At 68.4% G+C, this 17,080-nt stretch carries 19 protein-coding genes and 1 tRNA gene; 6 read left to right on the top strand and 14 right to left on the bottom strand.

The features are described 5' to 3' along the window. Positions 1 to 48: 48 nt before the first annotated feature. From ACQCSX_RS00280 to gcvH, 5 genes are all read right to left on the bottom strand, one after another. A complete protein-coding gene (locus ACQCSX_RS00280; protein ID WP_427017149.1) occupies positions 49 to 642 on the bottom strand; it encodes a MerR family transcriptional regulator in 594 nt (197 codons plus the stop codon). A 281-nt stretch (positions 643 to 923) separates the two neighbouring features. Then, a complete protein-coding gene (locus tag ACQCSX_RS00275; RefSeq protein ID WP_427017148.1) occupies positions 924 to 1,427 on the bottom strand; it encodes a bifunctional nuclease family protein in 504 nt (167 codons plus the stop codon). A gap of 46 nt (positions 1,428 to 1,473) precedes the next feature. Continuing rightward, positions 1,474 to 2,226 (bottom strand): MerR family transcriptional regulator, encoded by a 753-nt coding sequence (locus ACQCSX_RS00270; RefSeq protein WP_427017147.1) that lies wholly within the window; start codon positions 2,224 to 2,226, stop codon positions 1,474 to 1,476. Positions 2,227 to 2,243: 17 nt separating this feature from the next. After that, entirely contained in the window at positions 2,244 to 2,729 is a 486-nt protein-coding gene (locus ACQCSX_RS00265) for an FHA domain-containing protein (RefSeq protein WP_427017146.1), read from the bottom strand. An 80-nt stretch (positions 2,730 to 2,809) separates the two neighbouring features. After that, a complete protein-coding gene (gene gcvH / locus ACQCSX_RS00260) occupies positions 2,810 to 3,196 on the bottom strand; it encodes a glycine cleavage system protein GcvH (protein WP_427017145.1) in 387 nt (128 codons plus the stop codon). A gap of 246 nt (positions 3,197 to 3,442) precedes the next feature. Between gcvH and ACQCSX_RS00255 the strand changes: the two genes are divergently transcribed. The 4 genes from ACQCSX_RS00255 (at position 3,443) to crcB (ending at position 5,568) form a co-directional block, all read left to right on the top strand. After that, positions 3,443 to 4,120, top strand: coding sequence for a hypothetical protein (locus ACQCSX_RS00255; protein ID WP_427017144.1), 678 nt, complete (start codon positions 3,443 to 3,445; stop codon positions 4,118 to 4,120). Between the two features lie 76 nt (positions 4,121 to 4,196). Continuing rightward, positions 4,197 to 4,718, top strand: a complete 522-nt coding sequence (locus ACQCSX_RS00250) for a universal stress protein (protein WP_427017143.1) — start codon at positions 4,197 to 4,199, stop codon at positions 4,716 to 4,718. Next, positions 4,718 to 5,194: a fluoride efflux transporter FluC gene (locus ACQCSX_RS00245; protein ID WP_427017142.1), complete on the top strand. Its 477-nt coding sequence runs from the start codon at positions 4,718 to 4,720 to the stop codon at positions 5,192 to 5,194. Before ACQCSX_RS00250 ends, ACQCSX_RS00245 begins: the two co-directional genes overlap by 1 nt. Continuing rightward, entirely contained in the window at positions 5,191 to 5,568 is a 378-nt protein-coding gene (gene crcB / locus ACQCSX_RS00240) for a fluoride efflux transporter CrcB (RefSeq protein ID WP_427017141.1), read from the top strand. The genes ACQCSX_RS00245 and crcB overlap by 4 nt, the downstream gene beginning before the upstream one ends. 169 nt (positions 5,569 to 5,737) lie before the next feature. On the opposite strand, the gene ACQCSX_RS00235 is transcribed toward crcB, so the two are convergent. The 9 genes from ACQCSX_RS00235 to ACQCSX_RS00195 form a co-directional block, all read right to left on the bottom strand. Beyond that, a tRNA-Pro gene (locus tag ACQCSX_RS00235) sits at positions 5,738 to 5,811 on the bottom strand. A 106-nt stretch (positions 5,812 to 5,917) separates the two neighbouring features. Further along, positions 5,918 to 7,474, bottom strand: coding sequence for a ribosome biogenesis GTPase Der (gene der / locus ACQCSX_RS00230; protein ID WP_427017140.1), 1,557 nt, complete (start codon positions 7,472 to 7,474; stop codon positions 5,918 to 5,920). After that, a complete protein-coding gene (locus ACQCSX_RS00225) occupies positions 7,471 to 8,169 on the bottom strand; it encodes a lysophospholipid acyltransferase family protein (protein ID WP_427017139.1) in 699 nt (232 codons plus the stop codon). The genes der and ACQCSX_RS00225 overlap by 4 nt, the downstream gene beginning before the upstream one ends. Then, complete coding sequence (gene cmk / locus ACQCSX_RS00220; protein WP_427017138.1) at positions 8,162 to 8,875, bottom strand: (d)CMP kinase; 714 nt, start codon at positions 8,873 to 8,875, stop codon at positions 8,162 to 8,164. Before cmk ends, ACQCSX_RS00225 begins: the two co-directional genes overlap by 8 nt. Continuing rightward, positions 8,875 to 9,978, bottom strand: a complete 1,104-nt coding sequence (locus ACQCSX_RS00215; RefSeq protein ID WP_427017137.1) for a prephenate dehydrogenase — start codon at positions 9,976 to 9,978, stop codon at positions 8,875 to 8,877. Before ACQCSX_RS00215 ends, cmk begins: the two co-directional genes overlap by 1 nt. 5 nt (positions 9,979 to 9,983) lie before the next feature. Further along, entirely contained in the window at positions 9,984 to 11,102 is a 1,119-nt protein-coding gene (locus ACQCSX_RS00210; RefSeq protein ID WP_427017136.1) for a pseudouridine synthase, read from the bottom strand. Between the two features lie 97 nt (positions 11,103 to 11,199). Beyond that, the gene (scpB, locus tag ACQCSX_RS00205; RefSeq protein WP_427017135.1) at positions 11,200 to 11,889 is read right to left on the bottom strand and encodes an SMC-Scp complex subunit ScpB; all 690 of its coding nucleotides are present in this window, start codon (positions 11,887 to 11,889) and stop codon (positions 11,200 to 11,202) included. Continuing rightward, on the bottom strand, positions 11,886 to 12,800 hold the full coding sequence (locus tag ACQCSX_RS00200) for a segregation and condensation protein A (protein WP_427017134.1): 915 nt from the start codon (positions 12,798 to 12,800) through the stop codon (positions 11,886 to 11,888). Before ACQCSX_RS00200 ends, scpB begins: the two co-directional genes overlap by 4 nt. Beyond that, positions 12,784 to 13,683 carry a ParA family protein gene (locus tag ACQCSX_RS00195; protein ID WP_427017133.1) on the bottom strand — a complete coding sequence of 300 codons (900 nt, stop codon included), beginning with the start codon at positions 13,681 to 13,683 and terminating at the stop codon, positions 12,784 to 12,786. The genes ACQCSX_RS00200 and ACQCSX_RS00195 overlap by 17 nt, the downstream gene beginning before the upstream one ends. 867 nt (positions 13,684 to 14,550) lie before the next feature. Between ACQCSX_RS00195 and ACQCSX_RS00190 the strand changes: the two genes are divergently transcribed. Continuing rightward, positions 14,551 to 15,300, top strand: coding sequence for an ABC transporter ATP-binding protein (locus ACQCSX_RS00190; RefSeq protein ID WP_427017132.1), 750 nt, complete (start codon positions 14,551 to 14,553; stop codon positions 15,298 to 15,300). A 9-nt stretch (positions 15,301 to 15,309) separates the two neighbouring features. Beyond that, positions 15,310 to 16,947 (top strand): DUF6297 family protein, encoded by a 1,638-nt coding sequence (locus tag ACQCSX_RS00185; RefSeq protein WP_427017131.1) that lies wholly within the window; start codon positions 15,310 to 15,312, stop codon positions 16,945 to 16,947. Positions 16,948 to 17,080: the final 133 nt, after the last annotated feature.

Here is a 17,080-nt window from a genome sequence, read left to right as displayed (position 1 = left end):
GCATTGGTGCTGCATGGATTTGGGAAACCCCATCCTGGGGAAATCCTTCTAGGAAATCTTCCTGACCGCCCGGCGCTTGCTCAGTTCGTCGTCGGGAAAGGAGGCATCAAGCACATGCTCACTGGGCAATGCGGCCAGGCTCCCCTCAACTTCACGCCAGACGCGGCCAACGGCGATGCCAAAGACACCCTGGCCGCCCTGGACCAGGTCAATGACCTCGTCCGCGGAGGTGCACTCGTAGACGGAGGCACCATCGCTCATCAGGGTGATCTGGGCCAGATCCTCCACGCCGCGCTCGCGCAGGTGCTCGACGGCGCTGCGGATCTGCTGGAGGGATACGCCGGTGTCGAGCAGGCGCTTGACCACCTTCAGGACCAGGATGTCGCGGAAGCCGTAGAGCCGCTGTGATCCGGAACCGGCGGCGCCGCGGACTGCGGGTTCCACCAATCCGGTGCGGGCCCAGTAGTCCAGCTGGCGGTATGTGATGCCTGCCGCCTTGCAGGCAGTGGGGCCGCGGTAGCCCGCGTCCTCGTCGAGAACGGGCAGATCCTCGGTGAACAGCAATCCCTGGGCACCGGCGGATGCGGCAGCCCCCGGGCCGGTGGCGTGCCTTAACTCGCCAGCGTCGCCTTTCGGACTCACGTGTTCCCTCCTTGTCGCAGTTCCCTATGGAAATCGCTGAGGCGGATTCTTCGCAGCACAGAATAAAAGCCAACGGTGTAACTTGTCTTCAAGTGTGAGCGCAGAAGCCCCCGCGCGCAATGGGAACTAGTGTTACTTCGACGTTAGGGCCGCGTCAGGCCAAGGTCAAAGACGTCCGGGAAAAACTTGGACCGTGTCGAAACTTTCAGGTGCCGCTTGAATGTTGGCCCATCGAATTAGACCATTTGATGGCGTTTCATCGGCTCCGGCCGCGGGCCCTGCTATTTGTCGAAGTCTTCGGGTTCGACGTCATTGAGGAACTCCCGGAACCGGCGCAGCTCGCGCTCCTCGGCCTCCGGGGAATTGATGACGTCCGGTTCCGCCTCGTCGTGTTCGGTGACCTGCACACCGGCGTCGTCCATCACGTCCTCGGCGCACCAAATCCCGCACTCGGCGCGCAGCGCGATGGCCAGGGCGTCGGAGGCGCGCGAGCCCACCACCGTGCCGTCGTCGAACACCACCTGGGCGTAGAACACCCCGTCCTCGACGGCAGTGATGTTCACCCGCACAATCACCCGGCCCAAGGCCGCAACGATGTTGCACAGCAGGTCATGGGTCAGCGGGCGCGGGGGCACCACGCCCTGCTGGGCCAGCGCGATAGCCGTGGCCTCGGCCGTGCCGATCCAGATCGGCAGATGCCGTCCGCCGAGGACCTCCTTCAACAACACCAACGGCTGGTTGGAGGGCATTTCGACGCGGACGCCGACGATTTCCAGCTCAATCATGGCTGCCTCCCAACCGGTTCCGCCGTGCCGGAACTGTTGCTGCGCATCAGCGGTCCATCCGTGCAATGTGCCCGTGCACCAGGGCGCTGTGCAGGCCCAGGCAGAGCTCGGCAATTTCACGGGCGGCCTCGGCGGCGCGGGCCTGGGAGGCTCCGTCGCGGCGCGAGGACAGCGGCGCGACGGCCCGTTCCACGAGCCCGAACTCACGCTCGGCGGCGGACTGGAACGGGCGCAGGTGGCGCGGCTGAAGACCATGTGCGTCCAGCGCGGTGCAGGCCTTGGCCACGCGCAGGGCGTTGTCGTCGAAAAAGCCATCGTGCTCTTCGAGCAGGCCATAGCTGAGCATCGACTCCAGCAGCCCGGCGCTGGCCCCGGACTCGGCGCGCAGCTGCTCCCCCGTCAACCGGCGGCTGCGGCCCTTCAATTCCAGCGCCAGGGCGTCCGAGACCATCCGGGGTGCAATCGATACACCCGGCGGCAGGTTCTGCGGTGTCTCGCCCCGGTCGATGGCGTCCAGATAGTCCCGGATCACCTTCAACGGCAGGTAGTGGTCGCGCTGGAGCCCGAGCACAAAACGCAGCCGTTCGACGTCGGCGTCGCTGAACTGGCGGTAGCCGGCGGGCGTGCGCTGCGGGGTGATCAGCCCCTTTTCCTCGTAAAAGCGGATCTTCGAGGCGGTGATGGCCGGAAAATCGGCGTTGAGCTGGGCCAGCACCTCGCCGATGTTGAAGATCTGCGGGGTGCCCGCACGCGCGCCGGACCGTGCATCCACCATGTGGCTTCGGGCGCCATTGTTCATGCTCGCCATCGCGGCCCTCAGTGGTTCGGCGCGGTGCGGGCGGCGGGGCTGTAGTAGTACGTGAGCCGGAACTTGCCGATCTGCACCTCATTGCCCGTGCGCAGACGGACCGAATCCACGCGGTCGCCATTGACGTAGGTGCCGTTGAGGCTGCCGGAATCGACCACCTCAAAGCCATCGGCCACGCGCCGGAACTCCACGTGGCGGCGCGAAACCGTCACGTCGTCCAGGAAGACATCGGCCTCTGGGTGGCGCCCGGCCGTGGTGATGTCGGCGTCCAGCAGGAAGCGCGCGCCCAGGTTGGGGCCGGTGTGCGCAATCAGCAGCGCGGAACCGGCGGGCAGCGACGCCACGGCGCTGCGCTCCTCGGAACCCAGCTTTGGCTCCGCCGACGGCTCGATGGTGATCGGCGGCAGCTGGATGGAGGTGGTCTCGGAGGCTCCCGGCTGGTCCTGGAATTCCGCCTGACCGTTCACTCCGGCGTCGTTCCCGTGCTCAACCATTGGTGCTCCTCCTGAAGATAATGTGCCAATAAATTTGTCGTGCGGCCCCGTCGAACACGTGTCCGGCGGGGCCGTTTCGACTAGCCTACCTTTTCTTCGTACTCTGCGGCGCTGAGCAGCGAAGAGAACGTGCCGGCGTCGGCCAGCTTGATTTCAACCAGCCAGCCCGCGCCGTACGGATCGGAGTTGATCAGGGCCGGATCGGCGTCCAGGGCCTCGTTGCGGCGGACCACATCGCCGGTCAGCGGAGCGTAGATGTCGCTGACGCTCTTGGTGGACTCCACCTCGCCGACGACGTCGTTGGCGGCCACGGCGCTGCCGGCCTCGGGCATCTGGACGTAGACCACGTCGCCCAGGGCATCCTGGGCAAAGTCGGTGATGCCCACGCGGACCAGGTTGTCGGCGTCGGGCGCGGTGACCCACTCGTGTTCGGCGGTGTAGGAGAGATCTGCGGGGATGTTGCTCATCGCTAAAGCCTTTCGTGGGTTCACGGAGGTGAACTGCAGGGAAGTACGTGTCAAACAGCGGCACGGAATCCGTCGGGCCGTTCGGCCGGAGCCGGCCGGTGGTCCCCAGTCTTCCGGCTGCAACCCATTGGTGGCAAGCCGCCGCAAAAAAGTATAGGCGTTGTAGCGCTCTCCCCTTGCAGAACCGGGCAAAATTGGGGGCCGTGGCGTGGTGCATCGCCCCACGGGCTCTGCCATGATGATGCCATGACCGAGAACCCAGGCACCCCTGTACCCAGCAGCAGCGATGCGCCGGTTCCGGCCGCGCCCCGTGGACCGGGCCACCGGCCGGCGTGGCTGAACCGCGGCATCGGCATCGCCGCCGTCGTGGTGGCGCTGGTACTTGCCTACCTCATCGCCTCCATCGCCCTGCCCGTCATGTGGGCGCACACCATCGGCACCCAGGTCCAAAGCAACGCCGGCTCGGCCATCGGACTGGGCATCTTCTACGGTTTTGTCTTTGCCTTCCTGCCGGTCGTGATGGGCTGGCAGGCGCGCTACAAGGGGATGAAGCGGTGGCTGCGGATCTCCATCCTGGTGGTCGCGGTGCTGCTGGCGGTGCCCAATCTGCTCACCCTCGGGATCCTCAACGGCACCAACAATGCGGCCCACGATGCCCAGCGCATCCTCAGCGTCGAGGCCACCTGGTTCAGCAGCTGGAGCGTGTGGTTCATGGTGGTGGGCGTGCTGGCGGGCGTCGGCGCCATCCTGGCCGTCCCGCTGTGGCGCCGCCGGGGCCAGCGGATCCGCGCCTACAAGGTCGCCGAGAAGGCGCAGCGCAAGGCCGCCGAGGCGGCCTACAAGGCGGCCGCACAGCAGACCCGCGAAGCGGAGAAAGCCGCCACCAAGGCCGCCCGCAACGCCGAACGGGGCAAACAGCCCTGAGGCCGCCCGCGACGGAACAATACCCACGGCTGTGGACCGTGTTGCCCCCCGGCAACCCCGGCGATAGGCTCGCGGCATGACCGAGAAGACGCCACACGGACGGCCGCAGCCCGTGGTTGTCGGCGTCCACCCCGGCCAGCCGGCCCATGTGCTCCGCACCGCCGCCGCGTTTGCGCTCCGTTTCGGTGCCGAGCTGCTCTGCGCCTACGCCAACCCCGGCCGCTTCCCCGTCTCCGAGGACGCTAGCGGCACGGTGGCCACGGGATCGATCGACCCCGATTTCGAGGACCAGGCCGAGGAATCCTTTGACCCGGCCCTGGCGGCGCGGCTGGCGGCGCTGCTGGCGGACACCGGCCTGGCGTGGCGCCCCGTCCTGCTGGCCGGGGATGCCGCCACGGCCCTGGGGCACCTGGCAGACACCGTGGATGCGGCCATGATCATTGTTGGCACCCACCAGCGCTCCCCCGGCTCCAGCCTGCACGATTTCTTTGCCCGGTCCGTGGCCACCCAGCTGGCACACAAGCAGAGCCGGCCCGTCGTCGTCGTGCCCGCCCACGCCCATGAGGCCACGCCTCTGATCCCCGGCACCCGCGGCTGATGGCGGCATCGTCCCGGCCCGGCCACCTGCAGTGGTCCTCGATCGCCCTCGTGGCCCTGGGCGGCGCGGCCGGCGCGGGGGCACGCGAGGGACTGGTCTTGCTGATTCCCGCCGTCGATTCCCTGCCCCTGGCCATCGCCACCGCCAACCTGGTGGGCGCGTTCGTCCTCGGCTGGCTCTACGAGCGCCTGCTCGAGAGCGGCCCGCACGACCCGGTGGCCAGGCGGCTGCGGCTGCTGGTGGGCACCGGGTTCTGCGGCGGCCTGACCACCTACAGTTCACTGGCCCTGGGCACAGCCACGCTGGCCACCGGCACCTCGCCCTGGCTCGCCGCCGGCTACGCACTGGGCACGGTGCTGGTGGGCGGCTGCGCGACCTGGCTGGGCATCCTGGCGGGTTCCCGGCGCGCCGGCGGCACCGCGCCCTCCGACCCTGCCGTTTCGGCGACAGCTTCGGCCGGACGGGGCACGCCGTGACGTTCTGGGTGTTTGCCGCCCTCGCCGTGGCTGGCGGGCTGGGTGCCGTGGCCCGGTTTGTGGTCGATGGACTGATCCGGGCCCGATGGAAGACGGCGTACCCGTGGGCGACCACCGTCATCAACGTCACCGGGTCGGCACTGCTGGGCTTCCTGGCCGCCCTGGCGGCCGCCAAACTCGTCTCCGGGGATCTCACCGCCATTGCGGGCACCGGCTTCCTGGGCGGCTACACGACGTTCAGCACCGCCAGCTACGAAACCGTCCGGCTGCTCAAGGCGCGGCGGTACGGCGCCTCCCTGGCCAGCGGCCTGGGCATGCTGGTGGCCTGCGTGGGGGCGGCCGCTCTGGGCCTCTGGCTCGGTTCCCTCATCTAGTCCGCCGCCGGTACCGTTCCGCGCAGAGTTGTACCGCAACTCTCCGCAGAAGCTGCTTCTGCGGAATGCCAGCGCCAAACGTTGCGCAGGCCGGTGCGGATATGCGTGAACCGGCGCGGTAGTTAAACCAAAAAGAGGGCCTTCCTTGCGGAAGACCCTCTTTGTTCGGTCGGGCTGACAGGATTTGAACCTGCGACCCCCTGACCCCCAGTCAGGTGCGCTACCAAGCTGCGCTACAGCCCGAAAGATTCATGCTTTCCGCGTTTACCGCTTCCGGCCGAACCACCTGAAAAAGCTTACATTAAAAATTCCGTGCCAATGACCAAAACGGCCATTGGCACGGAATCAGTTACTTCTTTTTGCTGCGCTTCTCGCGCACACGCATGTTGACCTCGATCGGAGTTCCCTCAAATCCGAAGGTTTCGCGCAGGCGGCGGGTGATGAAGCGGCGGTATCCCGGGTCCAGGAAGCCTGTGGTGAAGAGCACAAACTTCGGCGGGCGGCTGGAGGCCTGGGTGCCGAAGAGGATGCGGGGCTGCTTGCCACCGCGCACGGGGTGCGGGTGGGCTGCGACAAGCTCGCCCAGGAAGGCGTTCAGGCGGCCGGTGGGGATGCGGCGGTCCCAGTTCTCCAGGGCCAGGTCCAGGGCGGGGACCAGGCGGTCCTTGTGCCAGCCGGTCTTGGCGGAGATGTTCACGCGCGGTGCCCACTCCACATGCGCCAGGTCCTGCTCGATCTCGCGCTCGAGGTACTTGCGGCGCTCGTCGTCCAGCAGGTCCCACTTGTTGAAGGCCAGCACCAGCGCGCGGCCGGACTCGATGGCCAGCTGCAGGATGCGCACATCCTGCTCGGAGAGGATCTCGTCCACGGCCAGCAGCACCACTGCCACCTCGGCCTTTTCCAGGGCGGCCTGGGTGCGCAGGGAGGCGTAGAAGTCGGCACCCTGGGCCATGTGCTGGCGGCGGCGGATGCCGGCGGTGTCCACGAAACGCCAGGTGCGGTCGCCGAGTTCGATGAACTCATCCACCGGGTCGCGGGTGGTGCCGGCCATCGGGTCAACGACCACACGCTCGGTGCCGGCCAGCTTGTTCAGCAGCGAGGACTTGCCCACGTTCGGGCGGCCGATCAGGGCCACGCGGCGGGGGCCGCCGGTGCGCTCGACGCCTTCGACGGCGGAGAACTCCGGGAGCACCTCCATGACGCGGTCCAGCATGTCGGCCACGCCGCGGCCGTGCACGGCCGACACCGGCCACGGCTGGCCCAGGCCCAGACCCCACAGGGTGGCGGAGTCGGCTTCCTGGACCAGATCGTCCACCTTGTTGCCCACCAGGATGACGGGCTTCTTGGCGCGGCGCAGCATCTTCACCACTGCCTCGTCGGTGGCGGTGATGCCCACGGTGGCGTCAACCACCAGCAGGACGGCGTCGGCCATCTCGACGGCGATTTCGGCCTGGTCGGCCACCCGGGCGTGGATGCCGCGGGCATCGTGCTCCCAGCCACCGGTGTCCACCAGGGTGAAGGCGCGGCCATTCCAGGTGGCGGCGTAGGTGACGCGGTCGCGGGTCACGCCGGGGACGTCCTCAACGACTGCCTCGCGGCGGCCCAGGATGCGGTTGACCAGCGTGGATTTGCCCACGTTCGGGCGGCCCACAATGGCCAGCACCGGGTCCAGGCGCAGCAGGCCGTCGCCCTCGCCGTCGTCGAACTCGCCGGAGAGCAACCGGGCGTCTTCCTCGTCGAGCTCGTAGTCCTCAAGCCCTGCACGCAGGGACGCGGCGCGGACCTCGGCATCGTCGTCGTTCAGGGCAGCAAGGTGCTCGGCAACCTGGTCCGTCCCGGTTGGGGTGTAGTCATCGTGGCCGAAGTCACCTTCATCGTTCTGTCCGGCCGACGTGGAGTCGCTCATGGTTGCTTTCCTTCATGCTGATTAGTTAAGTCGTCTGCCGCAGGCAATTGCTGGCCTGTGCGCCTGGATGCGGCCGCAATGTGGGCCTGCAAGCGCAGGCGGATCTGCTCGGCTGCTCTGTCCATTGAAACACGGCCAGACACGCCGGGCTGGCGGGTGATGGTCAGGGCCGGACCGAATTCCACGTGGAACCGGCGGCCGGGGCGGGGTATGGTGTCGCGGTGTTCGCCGGGAAGGCGCGTGCCCAGGATGGCCACGGGAACGACGGGGGCGCCGGAGTTCAGTGCCAGCCACGCCACCCCGCTGTTCATGGTGGCAGCGTCTCCGCTCCCCCGCGTTCCCTCCGGCAGGATGCCGATGCAGCCGCCGCGCTCCAGCACGGCCTTGGCTGTTTGCAGCGCCGCGCGGTCTCCGCTGCGGTCAACGGGGATCTGGCCGGAGGCCTTGAGCACCCAGCCAAGGAAGCCCTTGAACATGTCGTGGCGGACCAGAACATGCATGTACCGCGGCGAGGCGCCCACCAGCACCGGTCCGTCAAGGTAGCTGAGGTGGTTGGCGGCAAAGATCACCGGACCCGCCGTGGGGATGTTGGCCTTGCCGGCCACCGAGGTCCGGTAGATGGCATGGTCAAGGAACCGGCCGAGCGGGCGGCTCCACCGGGTGCGCCAGTTTCCGGGTGCGGTGGCCTCAGACATGGACGGGATGGCCGGACACGGCATCGAGCACCGCGGCCAGCACAGCCTCGACCGTTTGCTCGAAGTCAAGGTGGGAGGAGTCAACGGTGGCCACGCCGTCCGCGGCACGGTGGAACTCCACCACGGTGGAGTCCTTGGCGTCGCGGGCCAGCACCTGGCTGGCCAGCTGCTCGGCGGACTGGGTGCCACCGAGCTGGATGCCACGGCGGGCCATCCGGGCTTCTTCGCTGGCGGTGAGCAGGAGCCGGGCCTCGGCGTCGGGGGCCACCACCGTGGTGATGTCGCGGCCCTCCACCACGATGCGCCGGTGGGCGCCGGCGATGAGGGCCCGCTGGCGGCGCACCAGCTCGGCGCGGGCGCCCAGGGTGGTGGCGACGGCGCTCACGGCGGAGGAGATCTCCGGCTCGCGGATGGCCTCGGTGACGTCCGTGCCAAAGACGCAGACAAACTCGGTGCCGGGGCGTGAGTTCTGCTCCAGCTCCAGGTTCCGTGCGGCGGCCTCGACGGCGACGGCGTCGGACAGGTCGATGCCGGCGTCCAGGCAGTGCCAGGTCAGCGCACGGTACATGGCGCCGGTGTCCAGGTAGGACAGGCCCAGGCGCTCGGCCACCTTGCGGCTGACGCTGGACTTGCCCGAGCCGGAGGGCCCGTCGATGGCAATGACCAGGGGCTTGCCCTGGCGCAGGGCGATGATGTTGTTCTCCATTACAAAATGACCTTCCAGCCGCGGTCCGTCAGTTCTTCCACCAGCGCCACGCGGCGGGACGGCAGCACAGACAGCTCCACCATTCCCACCTCGCGGCCGGCCGAGTGGTCCAACCGCAAATCTTCTACGTTGACACCGATTTCGCCGATCTCCGTCAGCAGCTGCGCGATCTGGCCGGGCTTGTCGTCCACCAGGACGGTCAGCCAGGCGTAGGACTGGGCGGGGCCGCCGTGCTTGCCCGGGATGCGGGACTGGCCCGCATTGCCCTCGGCCATCAGCTGCGCCAGGTCCAGCCGCGCACCGGGCGCGGTGGGGGCCTCAAGGGTGTTGATCAGCCGGTCCAGGTCCTCCCGGACGCCGTACATGATCTGCACGAGCTTTTGGGCGTTGGCACCCAGGATCTGCACCCAGAGGGTGGGATCGCTGGCGGCGATGCGGGTGACATCGCGCAGCCCGTTGCCGGCCAGCGAGAGCGCATGCGCGGGCGTCTCCTGCAGCCGGCTGGCCACCAGCGAGGACATGACCTGGGGCAGGTGCGACACCAGGGCCACCGCCTCGTCGTGTTCCTGGGGGTCGAAGCGGAAGACCACGGCGCCGAGGTCGATGGCCAGTGAATGCGCCGCCTTGACCGCGGCCGGGGAGGAATCCAGCGACGGGCACAGCACCCAGGGCATGGAGGAGAAGAGCTCGCCGCGGGCGGCCACCGGACCGGAGCGCTCGCGCCCAGCCATCGGGTGGGTGCCCACATAGCGGTGCAGCAGCTCGCTGTCGGCCCCCAGCAGTGCGCGCAGCTCCTCCAGGATCGCCACCTTGACGCTGGCGATGTCCACCACAACCGCACCGGGGTAGCTCCGCAGGGCGCCGGCGGCGACGGCGGCCGTCACGTCCGGCGGTGCGGCAACCACCACAAGCTCGGGCGCCAGCGCCTCGGCCGGATCAAGGGCGCGCCCGGCGCCAATGTCCACGGCCACGGCCTGGGCCGACGGCGAGGGGTCCGAGAGCACCACGTCCACTCCGCGGCTGCGCAGGCCCATGCCGATGCTGGCGCCGAGCAGGCCGGTGCCAAGCACCAGCACCGGTCCGCTCAGATGTGATGGATTCATGGAGCCTAGAGCCCCACGGAGGCGAGCAGGTGGCCCACTTCCTGGCGGCCGAGCACGCGCACGCTGCCCTGGCGCTGGTCGCTCAGGGCGATCGGGCCGAACTTGACGCGCACCAGGCGCTCCACGGGGTAGCCGACGGCTTCGAACATGCGGCGCACAATGCGGTTCTTGCCCGAGTGCAGCACCGCCTCGGCCAGGACGTGTCCCGGGGTGGAGTCGACCAGGCGGAACGAGTCCAGGCGGGCCCAGCCGTCCTCGAGCTCGACGCCGTCCTTGAGCTCGGCGCCGATGCCCTGGCCCATCGGGCCGCGCACCTGGACCAGGTAGGTCTTGGGGACCTCGTACTTGGGGTGGCTGAGGCGGTTGGCCAGTTCGCCGTCGTTGGTCAGCAGCAGCAGACCCTCGGTGTTGGCGTCCAGGCGGCCCACGTGGAACAGGCGCTCGTTGCTCTGGCGCTTCTTGAGGAAGTCGCTGATGCACGGGCGGCCCTCGGGGTCCGTCATGGTGGAGACAACGCCCTTGGGCTTGTTGAAGACCATGTAGACCATGTTGTCGTTGAGCTGCAGGCGCATGCCGTCCACGGTGATCTCCGCCGTCTCCGGGTCCACTCGCAGGCCCAGCTCATTGCAGATCTGGCCGTCAACCTCCACGCGGCCCTCCAGGATCATGTCCTCGCAGACGCGGCGCGACGCCACGCCGGCGGAGGCCATGAGCTTCTGCAGGCGTACGCCCTCGGGGTTGTGCAGGTCGATCTCGTTGCCGGTGGGAACATGCTTGCGCAGCTGCTCCGTGGGGCGGTTCTTCACCGGGCCCAGGCTGCGGCCGAAACGCTCGCCAGCGAAGGCCTTTGCGCCCTTGGGGCCTGCCTTGGGCGCGGCACCCTTGGCGCCGGGTTTGCCGGCCTTGAAGCCGGGCTTGAAGCCCGTCTTGGGGAAGCCGGACTTCCCGCCGGACTTGGGGGCACCGGAACCGGAGCCACCGAAGCTGGAACCGCCGGAGCGGGGGGCACCGGAACGGGACCCGGCAGAGCTGCCGGTCCTGGGCGCTCCGGAGCTCGGCCGCCCGCCGCGGGGCTGGTTCCGGTCCTGGCCGGAGGAATTCCCTGAACGGGGAGACGGCGTCATATCAAGTCCTTAAAGCTAGCTGTTCGGCACCCATCCCGGGTGTCGCATGGTCCAGCACCGAGGGTGCCGGACGGTAAAACCGCATGCCATCTGTTTTTCAGATGGCATCCTTGTATTCGTGGAGCCGTTCCAGCCCGGGCAGGTGCGGCGAGAGCAGAGGAAGTTCCTCCACACTGCCCAGGCCCAGCCGTTCCAGAAAATGTCCGGTGGTCCGGTAGGTGGTTGCCCCGGATTCCGGATCCACGCCCGCGTCCTCAATGAGGCCGCGCTGGGCGAGTGTCCGCACCACGGAGTCCACGTTGACGCCACGAATGGCAGAGACCTGCGAACGGGTCACAGGCTGCCGGTACGCAACCACCGCCAGGGTCTCCAGCGCTGCCTGCGTCAACCGTGCCGTTTGGCCGTCGACCACGAAATGTGAGACGATCGGCGCAAATTCGGCACGCGAATAGATGCGCCACCCTCCGGCGAGTTGCCGCAGTTCATAGCCTCTCGGCCGTGACGTGGGCAGTCCCATTGCTGGGGATCCGGTTTGTGGCGCACCATTGACCTTTCCAGTATAACCGTCGTATTCGAGGGCCAGTTGCGCCAGCAGCCCCGCCACCTGCTCCGCGGGCAATCCGACGGCGGCGGCCAGCTGGGATTCGGTGACGGGTTCGTCCACCACCATGAGCACCGCCTCCAACGCTGCGGCCGCGCCGCCGGGCAGTCCGTCCAGCTCTATGTCCGCGCCAGCGCGCGCATCCGGGGCGCCGCCGGGGGGCGTCCGTGGTGTTGGGGTGCTCATGCGATCATCTCCTGCTCGGCGCCGTCGAGGTCCATGGTCCGGCCATCGCCACCGGCATGGCCAAGGTCACCATTTTGTTCAAATCCACTGGCCAAGCGGTATTGGCTGGCCATGATGTACCCGCTGTGGTGGTGGCCGTCCGCGCTCCAGCGGATGCGCAGCTCCCCCAGCGGGGTGTCCTGGTCGAAGGCGATGACCCCGTCGCGGAACATTTCCAGCAGCGCCAGGAACCGGGCCACCACCACCAGGGTGGACCCGGCGTCGGACGTCAGGGCGGCGAACGAGCGCTGCCGGCCGCCGGCCAGCATGGCGGCCACGACGGCGGCCTGCTCCGCCACGCTCACGGCAGGCGCGTGCAGGTGGTCCAGCGCCACGGTGGTGGGCGCGGCTTCCTTGGGCGCCAGGGCCGTGGCGGCCAGCTGGGCGAAGGCCTCAGGGGTGTGCCGCCAGACGAGGTCGGGCAGCAGCGCGGCAAACTGGGCCTCCAGGCCCGCCATCCGGGGGTAGCGCTCGGCCTCCTCGGCCAGCCTGTCCGCCATCAGGGACGCCGCATGCTTGAACGCGCGGTACTGCAGGAGGCGGGCAAAGAGCAGGTCGCGGGCCTCCAGCTGCTCCAGATCGCCCTCGTCGTCCACCTCGCCGGCCGGGAGCAGCCGGGCAGCCTTCAGGTCCAGCAGCGTGGCGGCCAGCACCAGGAATTCGCTGGCCTCATCCAACGCCCACTCCTGGCCCAATTCCTGCAGCCCACGGATGTAGCTGATGAACTCGTCCGTGACCTGGGCCAGGGCGATGTCGGTGATGTCCAGCTCGTGCTTGGAGATCAGGCCCAGCAGCAGGTCAAACGGGCCGGTGAAGTTGTCCAGCCGGAGCTCAAAACCGCCAGTGGCGCGTGCCTCAGGGCGCTCCGCCACGGGCGATCAGTTCCTTGGCCAGGCGGCGGTAGGATTCCGCCCCCTGGTGGTTTGCCGCATACGTGGTGATCGGCTCGGCGGCCACCGTGGCATCGGCAAACTTGATGGTGCGCTTGATGACGGTTTCGAAGACCGTGTCGCCGAAGGCCTCCACCAGGCGGGTGATGACCTCGCGGCTGTGCAGGGTGCGGGCGTCGTACATGGTGGCGAGCACGCCGTCCACCTGCAGGCGCGGGTTGAGCCGGTCCTGGACCTTTTCGATGGTCTCCACCAGCAAAGCCACGGCACGCAGGGCAAAGAACTCGCAGATCAGCGGGATGATGACGCCATGCGCGGCGGTGAGCGCGTTGACTGTCAACAGGCCCAGGGAGGGCTGGCAGTCGATCAGGACGACGTCGTAATCGTCCTCAACCTTCTTCAGTGCCCGGTCCAGCACCTGCTCGCGGGCGACCTCGTTGACCAGCTGCACCTCGGCGGCGGAGAGGTCGATGTTGGCCGGCAGGATGTCGATGTTTTCAATGTCGGTGTGCTGGATGGCATCGCGGATGTCCACCTTGCGGTCCATCAGCACGTTGTACACGGTGACGTCCAGCTCGTGGGGGTTGGCGCCCAGCCCGGCGGACAGTGCGCCCTGCGGGTCGAAGTCCACCAGCAGCACCCTGCGGCCGGCCTCGGCCAGCGCGGCACCCAGGTTGATGGTGGAGGTGGTCTTGCCCACGCCACCCTTCTGGTTCACCATGGCAATCACCCGGGCAGGGCCGTGCGAGGTCAGCACGGGAGGTTCGGGGAATTCCGTCACGGGGCGCCCGGTGGGGCCCATCACGACGTCGTCGAAGTCGCCCTCGATCCCTGCCAGAGTTGTTGAACTCTGCTCGTTGCTCACGTAATGATCCACACTTTCGCCTCTGCTGCGCCGTTTAACGGTCCTGACCACTACGTTACCGCGCACGGCAACCAACTTTTGGACATCGGCCCCGGTAGACGCGTGAGCCTTGACCCTCAAGTGAAGGGTGAACCTTCCGGTGCACCACGCTTCAACCCGGCCCGTTCCGCTGGTGGACCAGGCATCGCCAGGCCCGCTTTCCGGGCAGCCCCAAAGCACGCATATTTCCCTTCCTTACCCTCGGCAGCGAAGGGATAAACGGGAAGAATATTGCCAGCACCGCTGCGCTCACTATTGGCCCCATGAAACCAGTGGATGTTTAACGGCTACCGATACAGCACGGAGCAAACCATCACCATCTAGGAAATTCGCCATGAAACGCTGGCTATTATCGACGGCCCGCGTGGCCGGATTGGTGCTGGGCGCCGGCCCGGCGGCTCCCGCCATGAATTTCTGAGCGATCGCTTTGAGGCCACCTCGACCGGGCGGAACCACCTGCTGCTTCCCGCATTCGACGTGCCCCACCTGACAACGGGCAATGTCAACTACGCCCTCAACCTGGATTTCACGCAATTGCGGGGACTCTCCGGGTCCGGCACGGCGGTGAACGTCTGCCCCACCCTGAAGTGACAGCGCAGCCGGACCAAGGTGGCCGGCGGTCGGCCTGGCATTCGGTTAGCGCCGACAACATTTTGGGTGGCATTCGCCGCATCAACAAAGCAGGATTTGCACCCGGAATTAGCTGACCCCGGCCAAACATATGCCTCCGCGCCGCATAAATGCGGTGGGAAAACAGGGCGCCGCGTCCACGAGGATGGTGGGCTGCGAACCAGCGCACCGGGCCCGGTGCGCCTAGACTTCTGCTCAATGAACACGCCCAGCAGCCCCGCCTCCAAGCCCCGCAGCAACTCACGCGCATCCGCCGCCCCGGTGGTGGTCCAGACCAACAAGCTGCTCAGCGGCTATGGCAAGGTCCCGGTCTGCGGGGCCGTCACCTTCACGGTCCGCGCCGGTGAATCAATGGCGCTCATTGGACCCAATGGTGCAGGAAAGTCCACAGTGCTCAAAACCGTGGTGGGCCAGCTGGAGCCGCTCGGCGGAACATCTCTTGTCCACGGCGCCGAGGTGGACGACAGGTCGCTGGAGTTCCGCCGCGAGGTGGCGCAGGTGTTCGACGACGACGCCTTCTTCCCGGCACTCACGGTCGCGGAGCATTTGGCGATCGTGGCCGCCGGGCACGGCGCCACCGAGGTGGAGGAACTGATCGACGCCGAGCTCGAGTTCTTCGGGCTGGCGGGCGAGCAATCCTCGCTGCCGCACCGGCTCTCCTCCGGGCAGCGCCGGCGCATGCTGCTGGCGGCGGCCTTTGTCCGGCCGCGCTCCCTGTTGGTCCTCGACGAGCCCGAGCAGCGGCTGGACACGGCCATGCGCACCAGGCTGGCGGCCCGGCTTCGGGCCGAGGTGGACGGCGGGCTGGCACTGCTGGTGGTTTCGCACGATCCCGCGTTTGTGCGCACCGCAGCCACCGGGGCGCTGTTCATCGCCGACACCATCCGCCCCATGACGCCGGAGGCCGCCGCCGTGGCCATCTCCGCCGAGAACCCGCACGCGGACTAGGGGCCGGCGATGGCACGCAATCCAAAGAGTGCACCCACCGACGTGCTGAGCGCCCGGGAGATCCGCACCTATACCTTCAGGGCAGGCCTGGTCCGCACCGAGGGCGGTCTGATGGAACTGGTCTCCGAGGGCTACACCTACGTGTTGGGCGCCCTGGTGCTGGTGGTCATGTCCGGCGCCCTGGTGGTGCGGCTGCGCGAATCCCTTGGCCTGGCCGCGGAGCCCGGCTGGGCGGCCTCTGCCGTGTCGGCAGGCTTTGAACATCTTGCCCCGGAGCAGGCCGCGGCCACGCTGCTGCTCACCCTGGCCGCGGCCCTGCTCGGCGTGGAGCTTTCACTGGGACCCATTGCCATGACGGTGCCGCAGACGTCCTGGTGGCTCCCCCTGCCCGTGCACCGGCGCGGCTTCATCCAGCCCGGATTCATCCGCTCCGTGCTGTGGCCGGCACTGGCCGGGGCCGCCGTCGCACTGGTCCTGGCCCTGGGCCTGGAAGGCACCACCGACCCCGGCCGGCTGGGGCTGGCCTCGCTGTGCGCCGCGGCACTGGCGGTGCTGGTGCACGCACTTGCCTCGTGGGCCCAGATCACCGGCGGCGGTGCATGGCTGCGCCCGGTGGCGGGTGCCGTCACGGTGCTGGCGCCGTTGTCGCTGGTGGCCACGGCGCTGTACAACGCCGCCGGCGGCTCGGCGGATCTGGGCTGGATGGTGGCGCTGCCCACCGGGTGGCCGCTGCTGGTGGCCAGTGGCTCGCTGTGGCCGCTGGTGGTGCTGGCCGCCGCCGGCATGGCCCTGGCGTGGGTGCACGCCCGGCTGGAGCAGATCAGCACCGCCAGGCTGCGCGCCAGTGCCCTGGCCGCGAGCTACGTGGCCGGGTCCGTGCTCTCGATGGACGCCAGCGAGCTGGCCCGCTCGCTCGGTCCGGCATCCCTGTCCGGCGCCGGCCCGCGGATCCGCATCAGGCTGGTCCATCCCCGAGGCACGGCCATGGCCCGGGCCGTCAAGACGCTGCTCAGCGCCCAGCTGGCCATGCAATTGCGCCAGCCAGCACGGCTGCTGCGCGCCCTGGTCCTGGCCACACTTCCCGCCAGCCTGGCCTCCGTGCAGTTCCTGGGCAATGCCGTGCTGGTTGCCGTGGTGGTCTATTTCTGCGCCCACGCCGCAGTGGTGTCACTGGGTGCGACGGCACGCTTCGCCGCCTCGAATCCGAGCGTGGATGCACTCATGCCGCTGCCCGAACGGATCGTGCGCCGCGTCCACTGGGTGGTTCCGGCGACGGGCATGGTGCTCTGGTGCGGCACGGCTTTTGTCCTGCTCACCATGCTGGGCGTGGGATCGCCGGCACTGGTGGTGCTGGCCGTCCTTGCCGGTCCCGGACTGGGCGCCGCAACCATTCGCGCGGCCTTCCGGCCGGCACCGGACTGGACCATGCCGGCGGTGTCCACGGCCATGGGCCCGGTGCCCACCGGTGCCGTGCGTAGCTTCCTGGTGGGCCCGGACCTGACGCTGATCACCCTGCTGCCGGTGCTGATCTGCCTGGTCTCCGGCGGCGTGCCGTCGGTGGCCTATCCGGCGCAGCTGCTGCTCAGCCTGCTGGCGTTCCTGTGGGGCACGCGGCTGCGGCGCCGGGCCCAGCCAGCAGGACGTTAAGGACCCAGCCAAACTGGCCGGTGCCAAACGCCTGTGGCCGCGCCGTGGACTTCTTGTCCACGGCGCGGCCACAGGCGTTTTGTGGGGTTTATGCCGGCCGGGAATGCGGTTGTGGTCGCATCCGGCACCCCGA

Origin of the sequence: Pseudarthrobacter sp. P1 (assembly GCF_050156935.1) — a bacterium.
In the GTDB taxonomy this organism is placed as follows: domain Bacteria; phylum Actinomycetota; class Actinomycetes; order Actinomycetales; family Micrococcaceae; genus Specibacter.
The sequence above is the reverse complement of the archived record's forward strand: the minus strand, read 5'-3'. Positions and strand labels throughout refer to the sequence as shown.